We start from the raw sequence: 25,490 nt of genomic DNA, 5'->3' as shown, positions 1-25,490 counted from the left end.
GGCCGGACGAGGGAAGACGGGAACGAGGAGCGGGGATGAGCAACGAGGTCCTGGAGGCCGTGCGCGGGCTGCTGCCGGAGATCGCCGAACGGGCCCGGGCCGTGGACGACAAGGGCCGCATCCCGGCCGAGACGATCAAGGAGCTGACCGCCGCCGGGGTGTTCCGGATGCTGCAGCCGGCCCGCTACGGCGGCGCGGAGGACGATCCGGTCGCCTTCTACGAGGTGGTCCGGGCGGTGTCGGGCGCGTGCGGGTCGACCGGCTGGGTGACGGCCGTCCTCGGCGTCCACTCCTGGCATCTCGGGCTGTTCCCCGACGAGGCGCAGCGCGAGGTGTGGGAGCCGGGACCGGACGTCCTCGCCGCCTCGTCGTACGCGCCGATCGGCCGGCTCACCCCCGCCGACGGCGGGTTCGAGGTGTCGGGGCGGTGGGCGTTCTCGTCCGGCTGCGAGTTCGCGGACTGGGCGCTGCTCGGCGGGCTGGTCGTCGGCGCGGAGGGCCGCCCGGTCGACTTCATGACGGTGCTCGTCCCGAAGCGGGACTACGAGATCCGCCGGGTGTGGAACTCGATGGGCCTGCGCGGCACCGCCAGCGACGACATCGTGGTGGAGAGGGCGTTCGTGCCCGCGCACCGCGCGATGCGCAACTTCGACCAGGCGCAGCTGCGCACCGCCGGCCGCAAGGTCAACACCGGCCCGCTGTACCGGCTGCCGTTCGGCACGATCTTCACCACCACGGTCGCGGCCAGCGTGATCGGGATGGCGGCGGGCTGCCACGACCTGTACGTGGCGCGGATGCGCGACCGGATCCGGCTGAGCCTCGGCGGCGGGCGGTTCGTCGAGGACCAGTTCGCGCAGGTCGCGGTGGCGCGGGCGGCGTCGGAGATCGACGCGGCGATCCTGCAGACCGACCGGAACGTGCGGGAGATCTACGAGTACGCGGTCCGCAACGAGAAGATCCCGATGGAGCTGCGGCTGCGCGCGCGCCGCGACCAGGTGCGCGGCACCGAGCGGGCCATCGAGGCGATCGACATCCTGTTCAAGACCGCGGGCGGCAACTCGCTGCACCGCGGGAACGTGATCGAGCGCGCCTGGCGGGACGCGCACGCGGGAAGCGTGCACGTGGCGAACGACGTCGAGCACGCGCTGTCGATGTACGGGCGTGGGGAGTTCGGTCTCGCGGTGGAGGACAACCTCGTCTGACTCAAACGCGCATCTACGGCTGGACGCTGGGCGGCAAGGACAACTACGAGATCGACCGCCGGTTCGCCCTCGAGTACCTGCCGCACTTCCCGAGATCGTGGACATCGCGCGGGAGAACCGGCTGTTCCTGTACCGGGCGGTGCGCCACCTGACGCAGGAGGCCGGCATCCGGCAGTTCATCGACATGGCCGGGGACGGGACCACCACGGTCATCAACGCCGACATGCGCGACACCGCGGCGATCCTGGACGACCCCGACACCAAGCGGCTGATCGACTTCTCCGAGCCGGTCGCCGTCCTCTACCTGTCGATCGGGCACCACCTGTTCGACGAGGACGACCCGCGCGGCGTCGTGCACGGCGTCCTCGACCGGGCCGTGCCCGGCAGCCACCTGGTGTTCACCCAGATCACCTCGGCCGACCCCACCCGCCGCACCGAGATGGACGCCGCCGCGAACGGCGCCGGCATGCCGTGGCGGACCCGCAGCCGCGAGGAGGTCGACGCGCTGCTCGCGGGCCCGACCCCCGTCGAGCCGGGCCTGGTCGACATCCGGGAGTGGCGCCCCGACGCCGGCCAGCCGCCGCTGGCCCCCGTCCCCGCCGAACTCGTCCAGTTCGCCGGGGCCTCCAAGTCCAAGCCCGACCTGTGCGAGTTCGGCGGCGTCCTGGTCAAGTGACGCCGGAAAAAGGGGTTGGGCGCGATGGCGTCCGCCTGGTAGGTTCCACGTGATCGTGAAGGACCGCGAGGAGGTGAGACCCATGAACGCAGTAACGAGGTGGGTGCTCCCCCTTTCGCCACGGTCGTGCGGCTGACATAGGTGTCGCCGGGAGCGCCCGAAAAGGCACTCCCGAAAGGCAGCACCATGCATTCTCTGCACTTCACCGCCGACACCACGACGAACGGCGTCCGCGAACGCGACTTCACCGTGGGCGGCGTCCCCGGCGTCCTCTGGTCGCCCGAATCCGGGGCCGATCGCGCACCCCTGATCCTGATGGGGCACGGCGGCGGCAACCACAGGAAGTCGCCGGCGATGGCCGGCCGCGCGGAACTCCTCGTGACCGGCTGCGGCTTCCACGTCGCCGTCATCGACGCCCCCGGGCACGGCGACCGTCCCCGCACGCCCCACGACGAGCAGGAGATCGCCGAGCTGTTCCGTGCGCGGGCGGCGGGCGAGCCGGAAGGCCCGATCGTCGTCCGGTACAACGCCCACCTGGCGGAGCGCGCCGTGCCGGAATACCGCGCGACCCTGGACGCCCTCCAGGAACTGCCCGAGATCGGCACCGAAGGGCCGGTCGGCTACTTCGGCCTGAACATGGGCACCGCGATCGGCGTCCCCTTCGTGGCGGCCGACCCGAGGATCTCCGCCGCCGTCTTCGGCCTGCACTGGCCCGACGCCCTGGCCGACCTGGCGAAGCAGATCACCATTCCGATCGAGTTCGTGCTCCAGTGGGACGACGAGCACATCCCGCGCGAGTCCGGGCTGGCGCTGTTCGACGCCTTCGCCTCAAAGGAGAAGACGCTGCACGCCAACGCGGGCAAGCACAAGGAGACCCCCAGGTTCGAGGCCCACAACGCCGTCCACTTCTTCGCCCGCCACTTCGGCCGCACCAGCTAGCCGTTGAGTTGCGGCGAGTCGTCGTTATGGGGCGCCCCATAACGACGACTCGCCGCAAGTGAACGTGGTTCGGTCAGCAGGTGGGAGTGGGAGTTCGGCCGGACTGGAGGGTCTGGACGAAGTTCAGAGCGTCGTCGAAGGACGCGCCGATGCTGGCGCGGTGGTCGGCGCCCTGATACTCGCGGTAGGCGATGGCCGGGTAGCGCTTGCACAGGTCGGCGACGAGGGCCTTCGTCGCGGCGGGGGAGACCGAGGTGTCGGCGGTGCCCTGCGCGACGAGGGTGGGGACGCGCAGGTCGAGGCCGGTGGCCTCCTGCGAGTCGAAGTAGGTCTCGAACCGCGTGAGGTCGGCGTCCGGGCGGAACACCTGGGACAGCGGGATCGACGAGCCCGCGTCGCGGAGCTGGGCGAGGCACGCGGTCGTCCGGCCGGATGCGAGGACCTTCGCGGCCCGATCAGTCAGCAGGCTCTCCGGGTGGAAGGACGGGTCCGCCGCCTTCGCGCCGTTGAGCAGGACGAACAGGAACGGCAGCGCGGCCTCCGCGCCCGGGTACTGCGCCTGGACGTACTGCGCGGTCTCCGCCATGTGGGAACCGGGCGCGATCGAGACGGCGCCCTTCAACCGGACGTCGCCGGCCTTCTGCGCCGCCGTGTACAGCGTGGCCTGGCCGCCCTGGCTGTGGCCCGCCACGTACCAGTCGCGGCCGATGCGCGGGGCGGCCTCGCGCGCGGCGCGGACGATGTCGAGGACGGTGTTCGCCTCGCTCGCGCCGTTCATGTACGGGTGGCCGCCCGGCGTGCCCATGCCCTCGTAGTCGGTCTGGACGACGGCGAAGCCGTGCGCGACCCACTTGTCGAGGTACCCCTCGGTGAGCGAAAGGTAGTCGTGGGCGGGGCCGGTGGCCGTATCGCGGGACGGGGCGCAGACGTCGGCGTTGCCGGTCGTGCCGTGCGCCCAGCTGATCACGGGCCAGCCGCCGCGCGGGGCCTTGCCCTTCGGGACGGCGACGGTGCCGGTGACCGTGATCCGCTTGCCGCCGACGCCCTCGGAGACGTAGCTGATCGAGCGGGTGACCGAGGCGGACGGCAGCGCCGCCGCGGTGTGCAGCGGCCGGCTGCTCAGCAGGCTTCCCCGGCCCCTGGCCTCGGCGTGGGCGGGGACGGCCGTGACGGCGAGCCCGGCGGCGGTGACGGCGGCGATCGCGGCCGCGCGTCCCCTGGCTGATCTCACGTGTTGCTCCTCCTCATGTCCTGGACGGCGCGGTAGGCGAAGGCCATCGCCGATCCGATCGGGATGCCGGGCCCGGGGTAGACGGGGCCGGTGAACGAGGCACTGGTGTTGCCCGCGGCGTAGAGGCCGGGGACGGGACCGCCGGCGGTGTCCAGGACGCGGCCGTCGGGGTCGGTGCGCAGCCCGCCCTTCGTCCCGAGGTCGCTCAGGACGATCTCCGCCGCGTAGTAGGGCGGCTCGGCGACGGCGGCGAGGCAGGACCTGCCGCCGGAGAAGAACAGGTCGTAGGGGTCCTCGCCGCGGTGGAAGTCCTCGTCGACGCCCTTCTCGGCGAAGCCGTTGAACCGTTCCACGGTGGCGGTGAGGGCGCCGGAGGGGAGGCCGGTCTTCGCGGCCAGCTCCTCCAGCGTGCCGGCCTGGATCCAGGTGCCCGACGCCACCTGCTCGTCCAGCCGCACGGGCGGGACGGAGATCGCGGGCAGGCCCTCGGAGCGGGCGTCGAAGACCAGGTAGAAAGGGCCCTCGGCCGCCGCGAGACGCCGGCCCATCTGGTCGTAGGGCAGCGACTCGTTGGCGAACCGGCGACCCGAGCCGTCCACGATGAGGCCGCCGCGGAGGCCGAGCGTGAACGCCGGCAGGCCGTCCGGGGTGAGGACGCCGGGGCAGAACCATGCCTGGTCCAGCAGCCCGGTGGACGCGCCGACCGCGGTGGCGGCGGTGATCGCGTCGCCGGTGTTGGCGCCGTCCGGGGCCATCGTCCAGCCGGCGCCGCCGGGCACGCCGCGCTCCTGGCGCAGCGCCGCCGACGACTCGAAGCCTCCGGCGGCGAGCAGCACGCCGCGCCGGGCGCGCAGCCGGACGGGCCCGTGCGCCGTCGCCGCCGTGACCCCGGTGACCTGGCCTTTCTCCGTGAGCAGGCCGGTCAGGGCCGTCCGGGTGCGGACGGTGCCGTGGCCGGTCGCGGTGATCGCCAGCAGCAGCCGGCCGATCAGCGCCCGGCCCTGCACCAGCGGCTTGGACGCGGAGTGGCCGCGTCCGGCGCGGTCGCGGTCGACGGGAGGGCGGACGAGCCCGGCGAGATCACCGAGCCGTTCGGCGGGCAGCGGCAGCGGGACGAACGACCGGCCCATGGCCAGGCGTCCGGGCGCGTCGTAGTAGTCGGGGAACGGCTGGAACTCGAACTCGATCGCCGGGTCCTTCTCCAGGAACTCCACCAGCTCGGGCGCCGTCTCCAGGAACGCCTCGCGGTGCGCGGCGGTGTCGTCGCCGATCAGCGCCCGCAGGTAGGTGCGCGCCCCTTCGGTCGAGTCGCCGATCCCGGCGCGTTCCTGCACCCGCGTCCCGGGCAGCCAGATCGCCGACCCCGAGTACGCGGACGTCCCGCCGAGCACGCCCGTCTTCTCCAGGACGGCCGTCCGCAGGCCGGCGGAGGCCGCGGCCAGCGCGCCCGCCATCGCGCCGGCCCCGGAGCCGGCCACCACGACGTCGTACTCGTCGTCCCACGATTCCCCGGCGTTTCCCATGTGACGTCCCCTCCGAGCCCTCGGGTCTTGGCGCGCGGACAACGTAAGCGGGGCCGCGGCGCGCCGGGACGCCCCGTCCCACTGACCGGTATCGACGATCGCGGGACGTGCCGGGGGGCCGGATATTCTTCCTTGTCAGCACAGGAATGGACCCGTTGGGGGAGGACCGTGGCGAGGATCGCGTCGGCGAGGCTGTCCGCCGAGCCGAACTCACCCGACCAGCACGACCGCCGCCAGCGCATCCTCCGCGCCGCGGCCCGCATCGGCGCGGAGAAGACCCTCGAGCGCGTCCAGATGCACGAGGTCGCGAAGGCCGCCGGGGTGGCGATCGGCACCCTCTACCGGTACTTCCCGTCGAAGGTCCACCTGTTCACCGCGGTGATGGCGGCGCAGGTCGACCGGCTCCGCGGGCAGGTCACCGAGCCGCAGCCGGGCACCGCCCCCGAGGACGCGGTCGCCGACATGCTGGTGCAGGCCAGCCGGTACCTGATGGCGCAGCCGGTGCTGTCGACGTCGATGCTGCACGCGTCCAACACCGCGCACGTCGCGACGGTCGCCGACACCGTCCACATCGACAACACCTTCCGCGAGATCCTGCTGCGGGCCGTGGGCATCGAGGTGCCGACGGCGAAGGACGTCACGCTCGTCCGGCTGCTGATGCAGTGCTGGTACGGCGTGCTGCAGTCGAGCCTGAACGGGCGGGCGTCGATGGCGGACGTGGAGAGCGACATCCGGCTCGCCTGCAAGCTGCTGCTCGCGCCGCGCTCCAACGCCCCTCAGAACGCCTCTCGGAACGCCCCTCGGAACGTGCCCGAGTAGACGCTCCCGTTCATCGGGATCGTCCCGGCGCGGGATCCGGGGCGCGGTTAGCGTTCCCGCATGAATCGCTATGACGGCGTGAAAGTCCTGCTCACCGGGGCCGCGTCGGGGATCGGGCGGGCGACCGCGCACCGGCTCGCCGCCGAGGGCGCCGCGGTCTACGCGGTGGACCTGTCGCAGGACGGCCTCGCCGAGACCGCCGCCGGCGTCACCGGCCCCGGGACGATCACCACGCGCGTCGCGGACGTCACCGACGAGCCCGCCGTGATCGCCGCGGTGGACGGCGCGGCGGAGACGCTGGGCGGCATCGACGTCCTGGTCAACGTGGCGGGCGTGCACAAGACCACGCCCATCGGCACGCTGTCGGTCGCGGACCTGACGTGGATCTTCAACGTCAACTTGGTCGGCACCGCGCTGTTCTGCCGGGAGGCGCTCCGGCACCTCCCGGACGGCACCGGTGTCATCATCAACACCTCGTCGCTGTCGGCGACGCAGGGCAACCCGTACATGACGGCCTACTCGGCGTCCAAGGGCGCGGTGTTGTCGTTCTCGCTGAGCCTGGCGGCTGAGCTGGCCGCGCGCCGCATCCGCGTCGTGCCGATCTCCCCCGGAACCGTTGACACCCCGCTGACCAGGGCGGATATGTTCCCCAAAGGGACCGACCTGAGCTACTTCACGCGGATCGTGTCGCCGTTCGGCGTCGCCGATCCGGAGCAGATCGCGTCCGTCATCGCGTTCGCCGGGTCGTCCGACGCCGGCTACCTGACCGGCGCCGAGCTGCGCGTCGACGGCGGCTCGCACCTGTAGCCCCACCCGGGACATTCGAAGGGAAGTCGTACATGGGACGCACCATCGCCGTGAGCGGGTCGGCCTCCGGCATCGGGAAGACGCTGGCGGAGCTGCTGCGCAAGCAGGGCGACGAGGTCGTCGGGGTCGATCTGCGCGACGCCGAGGTGTGCGCCGACCTGAGCACGGCCGAGGGCCGCATCCAGGCGGTCGCGGAGGTGTTGGAACGGTCCGGCGGTGCGCTGGACGGCGCCGTGGCGTGCGCCGGCGTGACCGGGCCCACGCTGCTGACCGTCCAGGTCAACTACTTCGGCGCGGTCGCGCTGCTGGACGGCCTGCGGCCCGCGCTGGCCGAGGCCCGCGCGCCGCGCGCCGCCGTCGTCGGGTCGATCTCCGGCACGCAGCCCCTGGACGAGGCGGTGCTGCGCGCCTGCCTGGACGGCGACGAGCCGGCCGCGCTCGCCGCGGCGGACCGCGTCCTGGAGACCGGGCAGGGCAACCGGCTCTACCCGTCGTCGAAGTCGGCGCTCGCGCAGTGGCTGCGGCGCGTCTCGGTCGGCCCCGAGTGGGCGGGCGCCGGGATCCCGCTGAACGCGATCGCGCCCGGCGTCGTCCGGACGCCGATGAGCGCGCCGCTGTTCGAGGACGAGAAGATGTTCAAGATCATGAACGAGGCCGTGCCGATGCCGCTGAACGGCTACGCGGACGCGATCGTGATCGCCGAGGCGCTCGCCTGGCTGGTGTCGCCCGCGAACTCCCACATGGCGGGCCAGGTCATCTACGTCGACGGCGGCGCCGAGGCCACCCTGCGCGGCCCGTCCGTCTTCTGAGCCGGTGCTCTGAGCGGGAAAAGACCGAAGGCCGCCCCCCCGCGCCGGGGGCGGCCTTCGGACGTCTGGTCAGCGGACGTTGGTGCCGGTGTCGTCCAGCTTCGCGACGCTGTAGGCGGCGTAGGTCCTGTGAGGCTCGCGGTCCTCGAAGTACGGGGTGAGCTGCGCGCCGAACTCCTCGACCGAGAACACGCCGTCCGCCGCGGTGAACTTCTGCTCGACGGTCGGCGCGGCCATCAGCGCGACCATGTCTCCGTACACGACGAACACCTGGCCGCTGATCTTCTCGGCGGCGGGCGAGGCGAGGTAGCCGACGAACGTGCCGACGCGCTCGGGCGCCATCGCGTCCAGGCCGCCGGGGGAGGTGCCCTCGGAGAAGGTCGACTCGGTCATCGCGGTGCGGGCGCGCGGGCAGATCGCGTTGGCGCGGACGCCGTACCGGGCGAGCCCGGCGGACGTCGACAGGGTGAGCGCGACGATGCCGGCCTTGGCCGCGGAGTAGTTCGGCTGTCCCGGCGAGCCGAACAGGAACGCCTCGGACGCGGTGTTGACCACGCGGCCGTAGACCGGGCCGCCGGCGGCCTTGCTCGCCGCCCGCCAGTGCACGGCGGCGGCGCGCGACACCGACGCGTGCCCCTTGAGGTGGACGCGGACCACGTCGTCCCAGTCCGACTCCGACAGGTTGAACAGCATCTTGTCGCGCAGCACGCCGGCGTTGTTGACCAGCACGTCCAGGGACCCGTAGGTGTCGACGGCGGCGGCCACGAGGGTGTCGCCCATCGACCAGTCGCCGACGTCCCCGGTGACCGCGATCGCGCTGCCGCCCGCCTCGGTGATCTCGGCGACGACCTTCTCGGCGGCCGGCCCCATGTCGTTGACGACGACGTTGGCGCCCCGCGCGGCCAGCGCGAGGGCCTCGGCGCGGCCCAGCCCGGCGCCCGCGCCGGTGACGACGGCGGTGCGGCCCGCCAGGGAGAGGTCAGCGTTCATCGGTGCTCCCGGTGTGTCCATGCGATTCGGCCGGACACGGAGGCTAGTACGTGTTCTAGTGCGCTCACGGCGGCCGTCCCGCTGAGCGGACCGCGCCGAGGGTCATGGCCGGCGGGACCGGTGAGTGGGACGCCGCTTGCCCCCTGCAAGAACGAATTCTAGTGTCGCGCCCATCCACGCGCCGAGCCGCGACACGGAATCGTTTCCTGGAGGAGAGAAGTCCATGGCTGAGGCCGTCATCGTCGACGCCGTCCGGACCCCGGTCGGCAAGCGCCACGGCGCGCTGTCCGGGCTGCACCCGGCGCAGCTGCTCGGCCTGGCGGACCTCGTCGAGATCAACGAGGCGTTCGCGTCGGTCGTGCTGTCGTGGGCGTCGGTGCACGAGCCCGACATGGACAAGGTCAACGTCAACGGCGGCGCCATCGCCCTCGGCCACGCGGTCGGCTCCACCGGCGCCCGCCTGATCACGCAGGCCGTGCACGAGCTGGAGCGCGCGGACGAGTCCACCGCGGTCGTCACGATGTGCGCGGGCGGCGCGCACGCCACGGTCACCATCATCGAACGGATCTGAGGACACACATGACCATCGGGCTGACCGAGGAGCACCGCGACCTGCGCGACGCGGTGCGGGCCTTCACGTCCCGGCAGGTGACGCAGGCGGTCGTCCGCACCGCCGTCGACGCCGAGGCCGAGAAGGCACCCGCGTTCTGGGCCGACCTCGCGGCGCAGGGGCTGCTCGGCCTGCACCTGCCGGAGGACGCGGGCGGCGCCGGATACGGGCTGGTCGAGCTGGCCGTCGTGCTGGAGGAACTGGGCCGCGCGATGACCCCCGGGCCGTTCCTGCCGACCGTCCTCGCGAGCGCGGTGCTGCATCGGGCGGGGCATTCCGCGCACCTGCCCGGGCTGGCGTCGGGCGCGACGCTCGGCGCGGTCGGGCTGGACGCGGGCGGCGTCACGGTGTCGCGTGCCGGCGACGGGATCACGCTGGACGGCATCTCCGCGCCGGTGCTCGGCGGGCAGCTCGCCGACGTGTTCGTCCTTCCGGCCGCCGACGGCGACGCGACCGTGTGGACCGTCGTGCCGCGCGACGCCGTCACCGTCGAGGGGCTGCCCAGCCACGACCTCACCCGCCGCCTAGCCAGGGTCAGGTTGGAGAACACAACGGTCCCCTCCGAGTCGGTTGTGAATCTGGACTCACAGGCCGTGCGGGACCTCGCCGCGACGCTGTTCGCCGCCGAGTCGTCCGGCCTCGCCGACCGGGCCACCGCCACCGCCGCCGAGTACGCCAAGGTCCGCGAGCAGTTCGGCCGCCCGATCGGCCAGTTCCAGGGCGTCAAGCACCGCTGCGCCCGGATGCTCGCGCACGCCGAGCAGGCCCGCGCCTGCGCCTGGGACGCCGCCCGCGCCCAGGACGACCCGGCCGTCGAACCTGGCGAGGCATCCCTCGCCGCCGCCGTCGCTGGCGCCACCAGCGTCCAGGCCGCGTTCCAGACCGCCAAGGACTGCATCCAGACCCTCGGCGGCATCGGCTTCACCTGGGAGCACGACGCGAGCCTCTACCTGCGCCGCACCCAGACCCTGCGCGTCCTGCTCGGCTCGACCGCCGCGTGGCGGCGCCGCGTCGCGTCCCTCACCCTCGGCGGCGTCCGCCGCGAACTGAGCGTCGACCTGCCCGCCGAGGCCGAGACGATCCGCGCCGAGATCCGCGCCGAACTCGCACCGGCCAAGGACCTCACCGGCAAGGAGCGCACCGACCACCTCGCCGACCGCGGCTACACCGCCCCGCACTTCCCCGCCCCCTGGGGCAAGGGCGCCGACGCCGTCACCCAGCTCGTCATCTCCGAGGAGATGCGCGCCGCCGGCCTGCGCGCCCACGACATGGTCATCGGCAACTGGGTCGTCCCGACGCTGATCGCGCACGGCTCGCCCGCCCAGCACGAGCGGTTCCTGCCCGCCTCGCTGCGCGGCGACATCCGCTGGTGCCAGCTGTTCTCCGAGCCCGGCGCCGGCTCCGACCTCGCCGCGCTGTCCACCCGCGCCGAGAAGGCCGACGGCGGCTGGAGGATCGACGGGCAGAAGGTCTGGACGTCCATGGCCCGCGAGGCCGACTGGGGCATCCTGCTCGCCCGCACCGACCCGTCCGTCCCCAAGCACAAGGGACTGTCGTACTTCCTCCTGGACATGAGGTCGCCCGGCATCGACATCCGCCCACTGCGCGAGCTGACCGGCGACACCCTGTTCAACGAGGTGTTCCTGGACGGCGTCTTCATCCCCGACGACCTGCTCGTCGCGCGACCCGGCGACGGCTGGAAGCTCGCCCGGACCACCCTCGCCAACGAGCGTGTCTCGCTGTCCCACGACTCGTCCCTCGGCAGCGGCGGCGAAGCCCTCCTCGCGCTCGCCGCCGAGGGCGCCGACGACGAACGCCTCACCACCCTCGGCGGCATCCTCTGCGACGCCCAGTCCAGCAGCCTGTTCGGGCTGCGCACCACGCTGCGCTCCCTCGCCGGCGGCCAGCCCGGCGCCGAGTCCAGCATCGGCAAGCTGATCGGCGTCGAGCACCTCCAGCAGGTGTGGGAGACCGCCGTCGACTGGATCGGCCCGAACGCGCTGACCGGCGAGGGCGCCGGCGGCAGGCAGGACCCGACCTGGATGTTCCTCAACTCCCGCAACATGTCGATCGCGGGCGGCACCACCGACGTCCAACTCAACATCATCGGCGAGCGGCTCCTCGGGCTGCCCCGCGACCCGCAGCCCGCCGGGAGGGCCTGATGCCGATGGACCTGCAGGCCGGCCGCCGGTCCTGCGGCGTGGACGGCGCCGCCGCCGCGGCCCGCCGGGTGATCGACGCGCTCGTCCGGGCCGGCGACATCTCCGGCGCCGACATGGGCGACATCGCCGACCGCCTCAACGCCGTCGCCGACGACCTCGAAGCCCAGGCCCCGCCCCTGCGCGACCGCCTCGTCGACATGTGGCGCGGCGACGGCGACACCCGCCACGACCCGGCGACCGGCCCCGAGAACCCGATAGCCCCGCCACTCGCCTACGTCGGCCGCCCGGACGGCTCCATCGAGAGCACCGTCACGCTCGACCTGCCCTACCAGGGCCCGCCGTCCAGCGTCCACGGCGGCGTCTCGGCGCTCCTGCTCGACCACACCCTCGGCGTCGCGAACGGCTGGGCCGGCACGTCCGGCGTGACCGCCGAGCTGACCCTCCGCTACCACCACCTGACGCCGCTGTTCGAGCCCCTGACGGTCACCGCCCGCCAGGTCTCCGTCGACGGCCGCAAGATCCGCACCACCGGCGCCATCACCGCCGCCGGCCGCACCCGCGTCACCGCCGAAGGCCTCTTCATAGCCAAACACCCACCCCGCCCCCGCTGACCCGGCACGACCGCGTGGCGGGGCACACCCCTTCGCCGCGCGGTCGTGGGGTTAGTCTATGTAGATGCAATCTACGTAGAGTGGAGCTACATTGCCGGGGTTCATCGGACGGGACGCGGAGCTCGCCATCCTGCGCAAGCGGCTGGATCGCGTCGCCAGGACCGGGACGGGAGCGGCGCTCGCGCTGCGCGGCCGGCGGCAGGTGGGCAAGTCCCGGCTCGTCCAGGAGTTCTGCGACCGCGCCGGCGTGCCGTACGTGTTCTCCACCGCCACCAAGGGCGCCTCTCCGATCGAGGCGGTGGACGCCTTCCTGCGGGACGTCCGGGAGTCGGCGCTGCCGGCGGACCCCGAACTCGTGCCGACGCTGCAGAACGGCAGTTGGCCGGACGCCTTCCGGGTGCTGGCCTCGGTGCTGCCGGACGCGCCGTCCATCCTCGTCCTGGACGAGCTGCCCTGGCTGGCCGAGCAGGACGCGCTGTTCGACGGCGCGCTGCAGACGGGCTGGGACCGCCTCCTGTCGTCCAGGCCGGTGCTGCTCCTGCTGCTCGGCAGCGACGTGCACATGATGGAGCGGCTCACCGCCCACGACCGGCCGTTCTACGGGCGCGCCGACACCATGGTCCTCGGCCCGCTGAACCCTGCGGACCTGAGCGAGGCGCTCGGGCTGGGGGCGGCGGACGCCATCGACGCGCACCTGGTGACGGGCGGCCTGCCCGGGATCGTCCGCACCTGGCCGCACGGGACGCCCGCGCTGGAGTTCCTCGAAGACGAGTGCGCCGACCCCGCGGCGGCGCTGTTCGGCGTCCCGGAGGCGTCGCTGCTCGCCGAGTTCCCCAACCCCGACGTCTCCCGCCGCGTCATCGAGGCGGTGGGGTTCGGCGACCGCACGCACGCCAACATCGCCGCGTCCGCGGGCAGCCGCGCCGGCGCCGTCCCCTCGGGGACGCTCTCGCCCCTGCTGCGGCGCCTCACCGAGGAGAAGCGGGTCATCGCGGTGGACGAGCCGCTGTCGACGCGGCCCGGCAAACCTGCCCTCTACCGCATCGCCGACAGCAACCTGCGGCTGTATCTGGCCGCGCTGCGAGCGGCGCACGAACAGGCGCGGCGAGGCCGCCCGGAAGCGGGCTTCCGGATCGTCCGGCGGCGCTGGACGTCGTGGCGCGGACGCGCCGTCGAGCCGCTGGTGAGGGAGGCGCTCGAACGCGCGGACCTGCCCTGGCCGGAGGTGGAGACGGTCGGCGGATGGTGGAACCGGCGGTTCGATCCCGAGGTCGACCTGGTCGGGGCCGACCGCGCGCCCGTCGCGGGCCGCATCGGGTTCGCCGGGTCGGTCAAGTGGCTCGGCAGCCCCTTCGACGGCCACGACCTCGCCGACCTGCGCCGCGCGGCCGGCCAGGTCCCGGGGCTCGACCCGGCCGCGGCCGGGCTCGTGGTGGTGTCCCTGTCCGGCGTCCAGGCGCGCGACGGCGTCGACCTCGTCTGGACGCCGGAGGACGTGGTGGCCGCCTGGCGTTCCTGAGCCCGCCCTCAGGCGAGGGTGGCTTCTACCTCGCGGCGGATCACCTTGCCGGTGGCGTTGCGGGGGAGGGGGGCGGTGGTGATCTTCCAGCGGGACGGGACCTTGAAGTAGGCGAGGCGGTCGCGGGCGAAGGCGGCCAGGTCCGCCTCGGCGGCGGGGGCGGCGCCGAAGACGACGACGGCGAGGACCTCCTGGCCGAGGTCGGGGTGCGGGACGCCGAGGACGATGCACTCGCGGACGCCCGGGTACTCGGCGAGGGCGTTCTCGATCTCGGCCGGGTAGACGTTCTCGCCGCCGCGGATGATCAGGTCGGAGCGGCGGGCGGTGAGGCGGAGGCGGCCCTGCTCGACCGTGCCGATGTCGCCGGTGCGCAGCCACCGGCCGGGGCCGATGGCGCGGGCGGTGGCGTCCTCGTCGCGCCAGTAGCCGAGCATGTTGTAGGCGCTGCGGACGCAGACCTCGCCCTCCTCGCCTTCGGGCAGCGGCTTGCCGTCGGGGTCGCGGATCTCCAGCCGGACGCCGGCGACCGGGCGGCCGAGCGTGCCCGGGGACTCGGCGAGGTCCATGGGGGACGCGACGGCGACGCCGGTGCAGGTCTCGGTGAGGCCGTAGCTGTCGACGAGGGCGTTCGCGGCGGGCGGGAACGCGGCGCGCAGCCTCTCCTTGAACGCGGGGGAGGACGGCGCGGACGCCAGCGCGAACCCGGTGAGCGAGGACGTGTCGTAGCGGGACAGGTCGCCGTGCTCGATCATCCGGTTCGCCATCGTGGGGACGGCGCCCCAGTTCGTGACGCGCTCCTTCTCGATCAGCCGCAGGACCTTGTCGACGTCGAACGCGCCCTCGTGCATGACCACGGCGGTACCGGTCGCGAGCCGGGGGACGGCGAGGTTGTGCAGGCTGGCGATGTGGAACAGCGGGAGCGCGAGGAGGTAACTGCGGGACGCGGGGTCGGTCGGGTCGCCGAACGCCCGCATGAGCGCGTCGTTCAGCCGGTGGTACTCGATCACGGAGGTCAGGTTGCGGTGCGAGTGCACCGCGCCCTTCGGGCGGCCTGACGTGCCGCTGGTGTAGAGGATGACCGCCGGGTCGTCCTCGGCGACGTCGGGGAGGTCGAGGGGGGCGGACGCGTACCGGGCGGCGAGCGCCGGAACGTCCTTCTCGATGGTCAGGACGCGGGTACCGGTCGGCATCTGCGCGGCGCGCTTGGCGTCGGCGACGACGAGCTTCGGCTCGGTGTGGCCGAGGGCGTACTCGATCTCGCGGGGCGCCCACCAGGCGTTGTAGCCGACGGCGATGGCGCCGGCCGCGATCGCCCCCCAGAACGCGATGATCCATTCCGGGCTGTTGGCGGCGTCGATGGCGACGCGGTCGCCGGGCCGCACGCCGTGCTCGTCCCGCAGCGCCTTCGCCAGCGACGCGGCCCGCGCGGCGTGCTCGGCGAAGCTCAGCCGCCGGGTCGCGGTGACGATGTAGTCGCGCTCGCCGAGCGCGGCGGAGCGGGCGAGCACCTCCCCGAGGCTCCGGGCCCGTCCGGCGAACACGGGGAGCCGGGTGCCGAGCACCTCTTCCTCGCGCAGTTCGAACGCGCCGCCGGGACCGGTCAGCCGCTGCATGATCTCCATCGCCGTCGTGGCCATCGAGCCTCCTCCTCGCGTGGCCGAAGGCTCTCACCTCGGCCGCGAGGACCAGCGGGTCTTTCCGCTGAGCGAGACCGCGCCGCAGGGTACCCCGGCCGCGTTGGAGCGTTCCGGTGAGCGGGACTGCGGCGATCGCGTGGGCCGCGTCACATCACCATGACCGCACCAGGACGGATGCAGGGGGGATGACATGGGAAGCCTCGACGGCAAGGTCGCGATCGTCACCGGTGCGGGCCAGGGCGTCGGCCAGGGCATCGCGCTGGCGCTGGCGTCGGAGGGCGCGGCGGTCGCCGTGCTCGGCCGGACGGCGGCGAAGCTGGAGACGACGTGCGGCCTGGTCCGGGAGCGGGGCGCGGACGCCGAGCCGTTCGCCGGCGACGTGGCCGACACCGAGGCGATCCCCGGCGTGGTGGAGGAGGTCGCCGGCCGCTTCGGAGGCGTCGACATCCTCGTCAACAACGCCTATTCGGGCGGGTACGGGCCGCTGCTGGAGATGAGCGACGAGAAGTTCCAGAGGGGCTTCCTGACCGGGCCGTTCGCGGCGTTCGCGTTCATGAAGGCGTGCCATCCGCACATGAAGGCGCGCGGCGGCGGCAACATCATCAACCTCGTCACGTCGGCGATGGTGCGCTGGGACCCGACGACGTACGGCGCGTACGCGGCGGCCAAGCAGGCGCTGCGGTCGCTGACCCGGACGGCCGCCGCCGAGTGGGGACCGGACGGTATCCGCGCCAACTCCATCGCCCCGCACGCCCTCTCACCTGGCCTCAAGCGGTGGACGGAGGCGTTCCCCGAGGCGGCGGAGGAGTTCCGCAAGACCATCCCGCTCGGCTACATCGGCGACTGCGAGGCCGACATCGGCAACGCCGTCGTCGCCCTCCTGCAGCCGGCCATGCGCTACCTGACCGGCGCGACCATTCCGCTGGACGGCGGCCAGGCCTACTTCGGCTGACACCGCGTCCACCGGCTGACCCGGCGCGCGCCCTCGGCCGAGGGCAGAGACCACGCCCCCCGCCGCACCACGCCCCCCGCCGCGTTCGTCGCGTACAACATCTCGCTCACGCAGGACGACATGCGCGACGTCGGGTCGCTGCAGACGCTCGCCATCGGCTTCCTCGCCGTGACGGTGCTCGGCGGCGCGCTGTACCTGGCGTCCGCGGTCACCCGCGTCCTGCGCCTGTGGCTGCTGCGCCAGCTGGCCGAATCCCAGTCCCACACCGACCAGATCGCGGCGGCGCTCGAGAACCGTTGAGTTGCGGCGAGTCGTCGTTATGGCGCGGCTCATAACGACGACTCGCCGCAAGTCAACGAAGGCCGTCGCTCCCAGTCAGCGGGATGTCCGGAACGTCCGGGCATCCCGCTGATTAACGTCGAGTGGCCACCCACCCGGCGCGCCGACCCGAAAGACTCACCCAGGGAACTCGATGACCAAGGAAACCCCCGATGTGTTCACCCCGGCGAAACTGGGGCCGATCACGCTGCGCAACCGCACCATCAAGGCGGCCACCTACGAGGGCCTGACCAAGCGCGGCCAGGTCACCGACGCGCTGATCGACTTCCACGTCCGGCACGCGCGCGGCGGCGTCGGGATGACGACCGTCGCGTACTGCGCGGTCGCGCCGGAGGGGCGGACCGACCGGCGGCAGATCTACTGGCGGGACGAGGCGATGCCCGGCCTGCGCAGGCTGACCGACGCCGTGCACGCCGAGGGGGCGGCCGTCCAGGCGCAGATCGGGCACGCCGGCCCGGTCGCCAACCCCAAGAGCAACAAGCTGCCCGCGCTCGCGCCGAGCCGCCACTTCCACCTGACGACGCAGACGGTCGCCAAGGCCGTCACGCACGCGGACATCGCGCGCGTCGTCGACGCGCACGCCTACGCGGGCAAGATGGCGATCGAAGCGGGTTTCGACTCGATCGAGATCCACATGGGGCACAACTACCTGACGAGTTCATTCCTCAGCCCCAAGGTCAACCACCGCAAGGACGAGTACGGCGGGTCGCTGGAGAACCGCGCGCGGCTGGCGCGCGACATCGGCCGCGCCGTCCGCGACGCCGTCGGCGACCGCATCGCGATCACCGCGAAGCTGAACATGGACGACGGCGTGCCCGGCGGCTTCTGGGTGGACGAGGCGATCCAGGTCGCGCGGTGGCTGGAGGCCGACGGCTCGGTCGACGCCCTCCAGATGACCGCCGGCAGCTCCCTGCTCAACCCCATGTACCTGTTCAAGGGCGACGCGCCGCTGCACGAGTTCGCCGCCGTGATGAAGCAGCCGACCAAGCTCGGGATCAAGCTGATCGGCAAGCACTTCCTGAAGTCCTACCCGTACCAGGACCTCTACCTGCTCAAGGACGCCCGGCAGATCCGCGCCGCGGTGAAGCTGCCGATGATCCTGCTCGGCGGCGTCACCGATCGCGCGGGCATGGACACCGCGATGGCGGAGGGCTTCGAGTTCGTCGCGATGGCCCGCGCCCTGCTGCGCGAGCCCGACCTGATCAACCGGATCAAGGACGAGCCCGCGACCGAGTCGCTGTGCATCCACTGCAACAAGTGCATGACGGCGATCTACGGCGGCACCCACTGCGTCCTGTCCACCGAGCCGGCCTGGGGAAGCGCGAGTGCGTGACGAGACGATCGCGGACCTGCTGCTGGAGAAGCTCGGCGACGGGCGGCCCGGCCTGCGCAGCCGCGAGCGGACATGGACGTGGGACGAGGTCGTCCGGGAGAGTGCGGCGCGCGCCTCGCTGGCCCGCGAGTCGCGCCGGGACGGACCGTTCCACATCGGCGTGCTCCTCGACAACGTGCCCGAGTACGTCCTGTGGCTGGGCGCGGCGGCGCTGAGCGGCGCGACGATCGTCGGGATCAACCCGACCCGCACGGGCGCGTATCTGGAGCAGGAGGTCCGCCACACCGACCTCCAGCTGATCGTCACCGACATGGCCGGCGCGAAGCTGCTGGACGGTCTGGACGTCGGCGTCCCGCGCGACTGCATCGTCCTGATCGACGACCCCGGCTACGCGCCGCTGGTCGAACGGCACGCCTGCGAGCCCGAGCGCGACCCTGCGGTCACGCCGAAGACGCAGATGCTGCTGCTGTTCACCTCCGGCACGACCGGGGCGTCCAAGGCGGCGCGCTGCTCGCAGGGCCGGCTCGCCGAGCTGGGCCGCAACAACAGCGCCAAGTACGACGTCAAGCGCGACGACATCAGCTACTGCCCGATGCCGCTGTTCCACGGCAACGCGCTGATGGCGCTGTGGGCGCCGTCGCTGGCGGTCGGCGCCTGCGTCGTGCTGACGCCGAAGTTCTCCGCGTCCGGGTTCCTGACGGACGTCCGCTTCTACGGCGCGACGTTCTTCACCTACGTCGGCAAGGCGATCGGCTACATCCTCACGACGCCCGAGCAGCCCGACGACGCCGACAACACCCTCACGCACGGGTTCGGCACCGAGGCGTCCCCCGAGGACAAGGCCGCGTTCCTGCGCCGCTTCGGCGCGCAGCTCGTCGAGGGGTACGGGTCCAGCGAGGGCGCCGGGATGATCAAGCGGGTGCCGGACGCGCCGCCGACCGCGTTCGGCGTCCCGATGCACGACGGCGTCCGCATCGTGCACCCGGAGACGCGGGAGACGTGCGCCCGCGCCGTCCTGGACGAGCGCGGCCGCGTCACCAACCCGGAGGAGTCCGTCGGCGAGATCGTCGACGTCGACGGCGCCGGGAAGTTCGAGGGCTACTACAAGAACCCCGAAGCGGACGCCGAGCGCGTCCGGCACGGCTGGTACTGGACGGGCGACCTCGGCTACATCGACGAGGCCGGGTTCCTGTACTTCGCGGGACGCTCCGGCGACTGGATCCGCGTCGACTCCGAGAACATCTCCGCGCTGCTCACCCAGAGCGTCGTCCGCCGCCACCCCAAGATCGTGGACGCGGTCGCGTTCGGCGTCCCCGACCCGCGCTCGGGCGACCAGGTGATGGCCGCCATCGAGATCCCGGACGGCGTGGAGTTCGAGGACCTGGACTTCGCCGCGTTCCTGGCCGGCCAGGACGACCTCGGCACCAAGGGCGCGCCGCGGTTCGTCCGCGTCTCGCACGCGCTGCCGACCACCGGCTCCGGCAAGCTCAGCAAGAAGCAGTTGCAGCTCGAAGGCTGGCGCACCGAGGACCCCGTGTACCGGTGGACCGGCCGCGATGCGCCAGAGTACGAGCCCATGACCGAGGCGGGCAGGGCGGCGCTCCGCGAGGAGTTCGCCGCCAGCGGCCGCGAACGCTTCCTCCCCTGACCGACCCGGCCGACCCGGCCGACCCCTGATCCGACCGACCGACACGAGAGGGCTTACATGGATCTGCGTGAGTCCGCGGCGCACCAGGAACTGCGCGCGGAACTGAGGGCGTACTTCGCGCGCCTGCTGCCCCCGGACGTCCGCCGCCGGGCCGGTGAGGAGGGTGTCGGCGGCGGCACCTTCCGCGAGATCGTAAAGATGCTCGGCAAGGACGGCTGGCTCGGCTACGGCTGGCCCACCGAGTACGGCGGGCAGGGGAAGTCGATCGCCGAGCAGTACGTGTTCTTCGACGAGGTGCAGCGCGCGGGCCTGCCGTTCCCGTTCGTCACGGTGAACACGGTCGGCCCGACCCTGATGCGGTACGGGACCGAGGAGCAGAAGAAGAAGTACCTGCCCGGCATCCTCGCCGGCGACATCGTGTTCGCGATCGGCTACTCCGAGCCGGACGCGGGCACCGACCTGGCGTCGCTGCGCACCAGGGCCGTCCTGGACGGCGACCACTACGTCATCGACGGAAACAAGGTCTTCACCAGCGGCGCCAACACCGCCGACCACATCTGGCTCGCCGCCCGCACGAACCCCGACGCGCCCAAGCACAAGGGCATCTCGATCATCATCGTGCCGACCAGCGCGGACGGGTTCTCCTGGAGCCCGATCCAGACGGTCGGCGGGATGGTCGTGACGGCGACGTACTACAACGGCATCCGCGTCCCGGCCTCGGACGTCGTCGGGGAGGTCGACGGCGGCTGGAAGCTGATCACCACCCAGCTCAACCACGAGCGGATCGGCCTCGCCGCGCTCGGCGGCCGCATGATCCGGCTGTGGGAGGACGTCCGGGACTGGGCCCGCGAGAACGGCGTCATCGACCTGCCCTGGGTGCGCGCCGACCTCGCCCGCACCTACGCGCGGCTCGAGGCCATGCGGCTGATGAACTGGAAGATGACGATGGCCGTCGAGGCGGGCGAGCTGACCGGCGCGCAGGCCGGCGCCGCGAAGTCCTACGGCACCGAGACGCACATCTTCGTGCAGCGGACGCTGACCGGGATCCTCGGCGCGGCCGGGCGGATCCGCCCCGAGTCGCCGGGCGCGGTGCTGTACGGGCAGATCGAGCAGCTGTCCCGGCAGGGCATCGTCAACACCTTCGGCGGCGGCGTCAACGAGGTGCTGCGCGACATGGTCGCCGTCCAGGGGCTCGGGCTGCCGAGGTCGAGGCGGTCATGAGCGAGGACGCGGCCGTGAACGAGAAGTACGAGGCCCGCCTGCAGGCGTGGGTCGGGCGGGAGCTGGTCGCGCGGCGCCCCGGCCAGGACCCGGTGAACGTCCCGATGATCCGGCACTGGGCCGAGGCGATGGAGGACGCGAACCCGGTCTACCTGGACGAGGGCGCCGCGAAGGCGACGGGACGCGACGGCGTCGTGGCGCCCGCGTCGATGATCCAGGCGTGGACGATGCGGGGCTACGCCGCCACCGTCCGCCCGCCGGACGAGCCGAGCGGGTTCGACGAGCTGGTCGCGCTGCTCGCCGAGGGCGGCTACACCTCCGTCGTCGCGACCGACTCGGAGCTGGAGTTCGAGCGCGAGCTGGTCCCGGGCGACCACGTGTCCGTCGAGGAGCACGTCGAGTCGATCTCCCCGGAGAAGAAGACCGGCCTCGGCACCGGACGGTTCGTCAGCACCGTGAAGACGTACCGGGACGCGTCCGGCGCGGTCGTCGCGACGCAGCGGTGGCGGACGCTGCGGTTCCGCCCCGCCGAGAAGCCCGCGCCGAAGGCGCTGCGGCCGCGGCCGGCGGTCAACCCGGACAACGCGTTCTGGTTCGAGGCGGCCCGCGAGCACCGGCTCGTCATCCAGCGGTGCGCCGACTGCAAGTCGCTGCGGCACCCGCCCGGCCCGTGCTGCCCGCAGTGCGGCTCGTTCGCCTGGGACACGGTCGGGTCGTCCGGCGCGGGCCACGTCTACACCTTCACGGTCAACCACCACCCGAAGCACCCCGCCTTCGACTACCCGCTGGTCGTCGCGGTGATCGAGCTGGCCGAGGGCACCCGGCTGATCGCGAACATGACGGGCGTCGAGCCCGCGGACGTCGAGGTCGGCATGCCCGTCGTCCTCGACTGGATCGACCCCGACCTCGACCTTTCCCTGCCGGTGTTCCGCCCGGCCGCACGTGAGGAGCGCTGATGGACTTCACCCTTGGCGAGGAGCTGGAAGCGGTCCGGGACCTGGCCCGGCAGATCTTCACCGACCACGCCACGCAGGAGCGCGTCCGCGCCGCCGAGCAGTCCGAGACCGGCGTCGACCACGCGCTCTGGAACGAGCTGGCGTCCGCCGGCCTGCTCGGCGTCGCGCTGCCCGAGGACGCGGGCGGCGCGGGCCTCGGGGCCGAGGCGCTGTGCGTCCTGCTGGAGGAGCAGGGACGCGCCGTCGCGCCCGTCCCGCTGTGGCCGTCGCTCGTCGCGGCCCTCACCCTGGCCTCGCACAAGACGTCCGGGCTGCTGGTGTCCGGGGTCGTGGACGGGACGGCCCGGCTGACGCTCGCGCTGGAGGAGTTCGCGCCCGCCGACCCGGCGGAGCCGCGCTGCGAGGCCGTCCGCGACGGCGACGGATGGCGCCTGACCGGGACGAAGGCCACCGTGCCGTCCGCCCGCGGCGCCGACTTCATGCTGGTCGCCGCCCGCACCCCCGACGGCCCCGGCCTGTTCCTGCTCGGCACCGGCGTCGCCGGGACGGGCTGGGAGGACGTCGACACCACCGCGCACGACGGCGCCGCCACCCTCGTCCTCGACGGGGCCCCCGCGCAGCAGCTCCCGGCCGGGTCGCTCGCGACCGCGCTGCGGCTGTCGCGGGTCGCGCTCGCCGCGATCCAGGTCGGCGTCACCGAGGGCGCGCTGCGCATCGCCGCCGGGTACCTCGCCGGGCGCGAGCAGTTCGGCCGGCCGCTCGCCGCCTTCCAGGCCGTCCAGCACCAGCTCGCCGACTGCTACATCGAGATCGACGCGCTGCGCGTCTGCCTCTGGCACGCCGTCTCGCTGATCGCGGCCGGCGAGGACGCCGAGACCGCCGTCCTGGTCGCCAAGTGGTGGTCGGACGAGGGCGGCCTCAACGTCGTGCACCGCGTCCAGCACCTGCACGGCGGCATCGGCGTGGACGTCGACTACCCCGTCCACCGGTACTTCCTGTGGGGTAAGCACATCTCCGGGATGCTCGGCGGCGCGTCCGCCGACCTCGAGACCTTGGGCGCCGCCCTGTGAGCCGTACCTACGACGAGGTCGCGGTGGGGGAGGAGCTCCCCGAGCTGCCGATCCCGCTGACCCGCACGATGATCGTCGCGACCGCCATCGCGAGCCGCGACTACCAGGACGTCCACCACGACCCGGCGCTCGCCGGGGAGCGCGGATCCCAGGACGTCTTCATGAACATCCTGACCACCAACGGGCTCGTCGACCGGTACGTCACCTCCTGGGCCGGGCCGGCCGCCGAGGTGAAGGCGATCAGGATCAGGCTCGGCGCGCCCAACTACCCGGGCGACACGATGGTGCTGACCGGCACCGTCTCCGCCAAGCACGACGAGGACCGCCGCGTCGAGATCGCCGTCCGCGGCGTCAACGCGATCGGCCCGCACGTCACCGGAACGGTCGTCGTCCGACTCCCCGTCGTTCAAGAGCAGGGGGAGACCGAATGAGCGTGCTGCCCGGCGCCGCCGCGATCGCCGGCATCGGCGCCACCGAGTTCTCCAAGGAGTCCGGACGCAGCGAGCTGCAGCTCGCCTGCGAGGCCGTCCTCGCCGCGATCACCGACGCGGGGCTGGAGCCGTCCGACGTCGACGGCCTGGTCACCTTCACCGCCGACACCAGCAGCGAGATCCACATCGCCCGCAACCTCGGCATCGGCGAGCTGACGTTCTTCTCCCGCGTCGGATACGGCGGCGGCGCCGCCTGCGGCACCGTCCAGCAGGCCGCGATGGCCGTCGCGACCGGCGTCGCCGACGTCGTCGTCTGCTACCGCGCGTTCAACGAGCGGTCCGGCGAGCGCTACGGCCTCGGCCAGGCGAACCGTCCGATGGACGTCAGCGCCGACCGCGCCGCCTACTCGTGGATGACCCCTTTCGGGCTGTCGACCCCGGCCCAGTGGGTCGCCATGTTCGCCACCCGCTACATGCACGAGTACGGCGCGACCAGCGAGGACTTCGGCCGCGTCGCCGTCGTCGACCGCGCCCACGCCGCCACCAACCCCAAGGCCTGGTTCTACGAGCGGCCGATCACCCTCGAAGAGCACCAGGCGTCCCGCTGGATCGCCGAACCCCTGCACCTCCTCGACTGCTGCCAGGAGAGCGACGGCGGCCAGGCCCTCGTCATCGTCTCCGCGCAGCGTGCCCGCGACCTCCCGCACAAGCCCGCCCTGGTCTGGGGCGCCGCGCAGGGCTCGGGCAACGACCAGCACATGATGACGAGCTACTACCGCTCCGAGATCAGCGGCATCCCCGAGATGGGACTCGTCGGACGGCAGCTCTACGCCCAGTCGAGCCTGACGCCCGCCGACATCCAGGCCGCGATCCTCTACGACCACTTCACGCCGCTCGTCCTGCCGCAGCTCGAAGAGCTCGGCTTCTGCGCCAGGGGCGAGGCCAAGGACTTCATCGCCGACGGCAACCTCTCGCTGACCGGCCGCCTCCCCGTCAACACCCACGGCGGCCAGCTCGGCGAGGCCTACATCCACGGCATGAACGGCATCGCCGAGGCCGTCCGGCTGCTGCGCGGCACCTCGGTGAACCAGCCCGGCGACGTCCACAACGTCCTGGTCACCGCCGGAACCGGCGTCCCGACCAGCGGCCTGATCCTGGGAGCCGACCAGTGAACGAATGGAAGGGCCGCCCCCTCGGCACCCGCACCGTCTCCTACGACGAGACGCGCCCCATCCTCTACGCGCTCGCCGTCGGCGCCCACGCCACCGACCTCGACCTCGTCTTCGAGGAGCGCCTGCGGGTCCTGCCGACGTTCGCGCTGACGCTCGCCCAGTGGGCCCCGGACGCCCTCGGGTCCGCCGGCGCCTTCGACGTCCGCACCGCCGTCCACGGGACGCAGCGCCTCCGCGTCCTGCGGGACCTCCCGCGCTCCGGGGCGGTCGAGATGTCGGCGCACGTCTCCGACGTCTGGGACAAGGGCCGCGCCGCCGTCTTCGACGTCACCGTGACCAGCGACTACTTCGAGGCGACCTGGTCGCTGTTCGCCCCCGGCGGCGGCGGCTTCGGCGGCGACCGAGGCCCGTCCGCCCGCCCCCGCCCGTCCACGGCCCCGGACATTTCCCTCCCCGTCCGAACGAACCCGGACCAGGCGGCGCTCTACCGCCTCCTGGGCGACCGCCACCACATGCACATCGACCCCTCGGCCGCCGAGGCGGCGGGCATGCCCCGCCCCTTCATGCACGGCCTGTGCACCCTGGCCGCAGTGATCCTGCCCCTGGCCGCCGAGGTCGGCGCCCACCCCGCCGACCTGAAGGACCTCGAAGCCCGCTTCGCCTCCCCGGTCTTCCCCGGCGACGAACTCGCCGTAGAAGGCTGGAAAACCGATGACGCAACGACCTTCGAGGCGTCCGTTAACGGCAAACCCGTCCTCACCGCAGCCCAAGCCCGCTTCACCTGACCCGGCCACCCCGACCTGTGGCGTTCTCGTTCTCGCCCGGGGGCGGCG

The 25,490-nt window shown here is 72.8% G+C and carries 23 protein-coding genes and 1 pseudogene; 20 read left to right on the top strand and 4 right to left on the bottom strand.

Translation table 11 applies throughout. The features are described from left to right. Positions 1-35: 35 nt before the first annotated feature. The 3 genes from hsaA to ABD296_RS20485 all read left to right on the top strand — a co-directional run bounded on the left by hsaA (position 36) and on the right by ABD296_RS20485 (position 2,817). Positions 36-1,202, top strand: coding sequence for a 3-hydroxy-9,10-secoandrosta-1,3,5(10)-triene-9,17-dione monooxygenase oxygenase subunit (hsaA, locus tag ABD296_RS20495; RefSeq protein ID WP_344269236.1), 1,167 nt, complete (start codon positions 36-38; stop codon positions 1,200-1,202). Between the two features lie 97 nt (positions 1,203-1,299). After that, entirely contained in the window at positions 1,300-1,878 is a 579-nt protein-coding gene (locus ABD296_RS20490; protein WP_344269233.1) for an SAM-dependent methyltransferase, read from the top strand. Between the two features lie 186 nt (positions 1,879-2,064). Then, complete coding sequence (locus ABD296_RS20485) at positions 2,065-2,817, top strand: alpha/beta fold hydrolase (protein ID WP_344269230.1); 753 nt, start codon at positions 2,065-2,067, stop codon at positions 2,815-2,817. 73 nt (positions 2,818-2,890) lie between these two features. Here the strand turns inward: ABD296_RS20485 and ABD296_RS20480 are convergent, their stop codons facing one another. Next, a complete protein-coding gene (locus ABD296_RS20480) occupies positions 2,891-4,048 on the bottom strand; it encodes an alpha/beta hydrolase family protein (protein WP_344269227.1) in 1,158 nt (385 codons plus the stop codon). Then, the gene (locus ABD296_RS20475; protein WP_344269224.1) at positions 4,045-5,571 is read right to left on the bottom strand and encodes an FAD-dependent oxidoreductase; all 1,527 of its coding nucleotides are present in this window, start codon (positions 5,569-5,571) and stop codon (positions 4,045-4,047) included. The genes ABD296_RS20480 and ABD296_RS20475 overlap by 4 nt, the downstream gene beginning before the upstream one ends. A 168-nt stretch (positions 5,572-5,739) precedes the next feature. Here ABD296_RS20475 and ABD296_RS20470 point away from each other — a divergent pair, with 168 nt between their 5' ends. Genes ABD296_RS20470 through ABD296_RS20460 form a run of 3 tightly spaced genes read left to right on the top strand, consistent with a single transcriptional unit; the run spans position 5,740 to position 8,006 of the window. After that, positions 5,740-6,390 (top strand): TetR family transcriptional regulator, encoded by a 651-nt coding sequence (locus ABD296_RS20470; protein WP_344269221.1) that lies wholly within the window; start codon positions 5,740-5,742, stop codon positions 6,388-6,390. A 60-nt stretch (positions 6,391-6,450) separates the two neighbouring features. Continuing rightward, complete coding sequence (locus tag ABD296_RS20465) at positions 6,451-7,197, top strand: SDR family NAD(P)-dependent oxidoreductase (protein ID WP_344269218.1); 747 nt, start codon at positions 6,451-6,453, stop codon at positions 7,195-7,197. Positions 7,198-7,229: 32 nt separating this feature from the next. Next, positions 7,230-8,006: an SDR family oxidoreductase gene (locus ABD296_RS20460; RefSeq protein WP_344269215.1), complete on the top strand. Its 777-nt coding sequence runs from the start codon at positions 7,230-7,232 to the stop codon at positions 8,004-8,006. A 69-nt stretch (positions 8,007-8,075) separates the two neighbouring features. On the opposite strand, the gene ABD296_RS20455 is transcribed toward ABD296_RS20460, so the two are convergent. Next, entirely contained in the window at positions 8,076-8,996 is a 921-nt protein-coding gene (locus ABD296_RS20455) for an SDR family NAD(P)-dependent oxidoreductase (RefSeq protein WP_344269212.1), read from the bottom strand. A 322-nt stretch (positions 8,997-9,318) separates the two neighbouring features. Here ABD296_RS20455 and ABD296_RS20450 point away from each other — a divergent pair. From ABD296_RS20450 to ABD296_RS20435, 4 genes and pseudogenes are all read left to right on the top strand, one after another. Continuing rightward, positions 9,319-9,567 (top strand): annotated as a pseudogene (locus ABD296_RS20450) (steroid 3-ketoacyl-CoA thiolase); the annotation flags it as partial. An 8-nt stretch (positions 9,568-9,575) separates the two neighbouring features. Beyond that, a complete protein-coding gene (locus ABD296_RS20445; RefSeq protein WP_344269209.1) occupies positions 9,576-11,768 on the top strand; it encodes an acyl-CoA dehydrogenase in 2,193 nt (730 codons plus the stop codon). After that, a complete protein-coding gene (locus ABD296_RS20440; RefSeq protein WP_344269205.1) occupies positions 11,768-12,379 on the top strand; it encodes a PaaI family thioesterase in 612 nt (203 codons plus the stop codon). Before ABD296_RS20445 ends, ABD296_RS20440 begins: the two co-directional genes overlap by 1 nt. A 91-nt stretch (positions 12,380-12,470) precedes the next feature. Continuing rightward, positions 12,471-13,898, top strand: coding sequence for an AAA family ATPase (locus ABD296_RS20435; protein ID WP_344269202.1), 1,428 nt, complete (start codon positions 12,471-12,473; stop codon positions 13,896-13,898). An 8-nt stretch (positions 13,899-13,906) separates the two neighbouring features. Here the strand turns inward: ABD296_RS20435 and ABD296_RS20430 are convergent, their stop codons facing one another. Further along, the gene (locus ABD296_RS20430) at positions 13,907-15,535 is read right to left on the bottom strand and encodes a class I adenylate-forming enzyme family protein (protein WP_344269199.1); all 1,629 of its coding nucleotides are present in this window, start codon (positions 15,533-15,535) and stop codon (positions 13,907-13,909) included. Positions 15,536-15,725: 190 nt separating this feature from the next. Here ABD296_RS20430 and ABD296_RS20425 point away from each other — a divergent pair, with 190 nt between their 5' ends. The 10 genes from ABD296_RS20425 to ABD296_RS20380 all read left to right on the top strand — a co-directional run bounded on the left by ABD296_RS20425 (position 15,726) and on the right by ABD296_RS20380 (position 25,442). Then, on the top strand, positions 15,726-16,487 hold the full coding sequence (locus tag ABD296_RS20425) for an SDR family NAD(P)-dependent oxidoreductase (RefSeq protein WP_344269196.1): 762 nt from the start codon (positions 15,726-15,728) through the stop codon (positions 16,485-16,487). Positions 16,488-16,607: 120 nt separating this feature from the next. Further along, positions 16,608-16,787, top strand: a complete 180-nt coding sequence (locus ABD296_RS20420) for a hypothetical protein (protein WP_344269193.1) — start codon at positions 16,608-16,610, stop codon at positions 16,785-16,787. Positions 16,788-16,959: 172 nt separating this feature from the next. Then, the gene (locus ABD296_RS20415) at positions 16,960-18,159 is read left to right on the top strand and encodes an NADH:flavin oxidoreductase (protein WP_344269190.1); all 1,200 of its coding nucleotides are present in this window, start codon (positions 16,960-16,962) and stop codon (positions 18,157-18,159) included. Next, on the top strand, positions 18,152-19,807 hold the full coding sequence (locus ABD296_RS20410; RefSeq protein ID WP_344269187.1) for an AMP-binding protein: 1,656 nt from the start codon (positions 18,152-18,154) through the stop codon (positions 19,805-19,807). Before ABD296_RS20415 ends, ABD296_RS20410 begins: the two co-directional genes overlap by 8 nt. Before the next feature lie 57 nt (positions 19,808-19,864). Further along, complete coding sequence (locus ABD296_RS20405) at positions 19,865-21,028, top strand: acyl-CoA dehydrogenase family protein (RefSeq protein ID WP_344269184.1); 1,164 nt, start codon at positions 19,865-19,867, stop codon at positions 21,026-21,028. Beyond that, entirely contained in the window at positions 21,025-21,984 is a 960-nt protein-coding gene (locus tag ABD296_RS20400) for a bifunctional MaoC family dehydratase N-terminal/OB-fold nucleic acid binding domain-containing protein (RefSeq protein ID WP_344269181.1), read from the top strand. Before ABD296_RS20405 ends, ABD296_RS20400 begins: the two co-directional genes overlap by 4 nt. Next, positions 21,984-23,054 carry an acyl-CoA dehydrogenase family protein gene (locus ABD296_RS20395; RefSeq protein ID WP_344269178.1) on the top strand — a complete coding sequence of 357 codons (1,071 nt, stop codon included), beginning with the start codon at positions 21,984-21,986 and terminating at the stop codon, positions 23,052-23,054. Before ABD296_RS20400 ends, ABD296_RS20395 begins: the two co-directional genes overlap by 1 nt. Continuing rightward, complete coding sequence (locus ABD296_RS20390) at positions 23,051-23,485, top strand: MaoC family dehydratase (RefSeq protein ID WP_344269175.1); 435 nt, start codon at positions 23,051-23,053, stop codon at positions 23,483-23,485. The genes ABD296_RS20395 and ABD296_RS20390 overlap by 4 nt, the downstream gene beginning before the upstream one ends. Next, entirely contained in the window at positions 23,482-24,657 is a 1,176-nt protein-coding gene (locus ABD296_RS20385; protein ID WP_344269172.1) for a lipid-transfer protein, read from the top strand. Before ABD296_RS20390 ends, ABD296_RS20385 begins: the two co-directional genes overlap by 4 nt. After that, the gene (locus ABD296_RS20380) at positions 24,654-25,442 is read left to right on the top strand and encodes a MaoC/PaaZ C-terminal domain-containing protein (RefSeq protein ID WP_344269168.1); all 789 of its coding nucleotides are present in this window, start codon (positions 24,654-24,656) and stop codon (positions 25,440-25,442) included. Before ABD296_RS20385 ends, ABD296_RS20380 begins: the two co-directional genes overlap by 4 nt. The last annotated feature ends 48 nt before the right edge of the window (positions 25,443-25,490 follow it).

Origin of the sequence: Actinomadura napierensis (genome assembly GCF_039529375.1) — a bacterium.
GTDB lineage: Bacteria > Actinomycetota > Actinomycetes > Streptosporangiales > Streptosporangiaceae > Spirillospora > Spirillospora napierensis.
The sequence above is the reverse complement of the archived record's forward strand: the minus strand, read 5'-3'. Positions and strand labels throughout refer to the sequence as shown.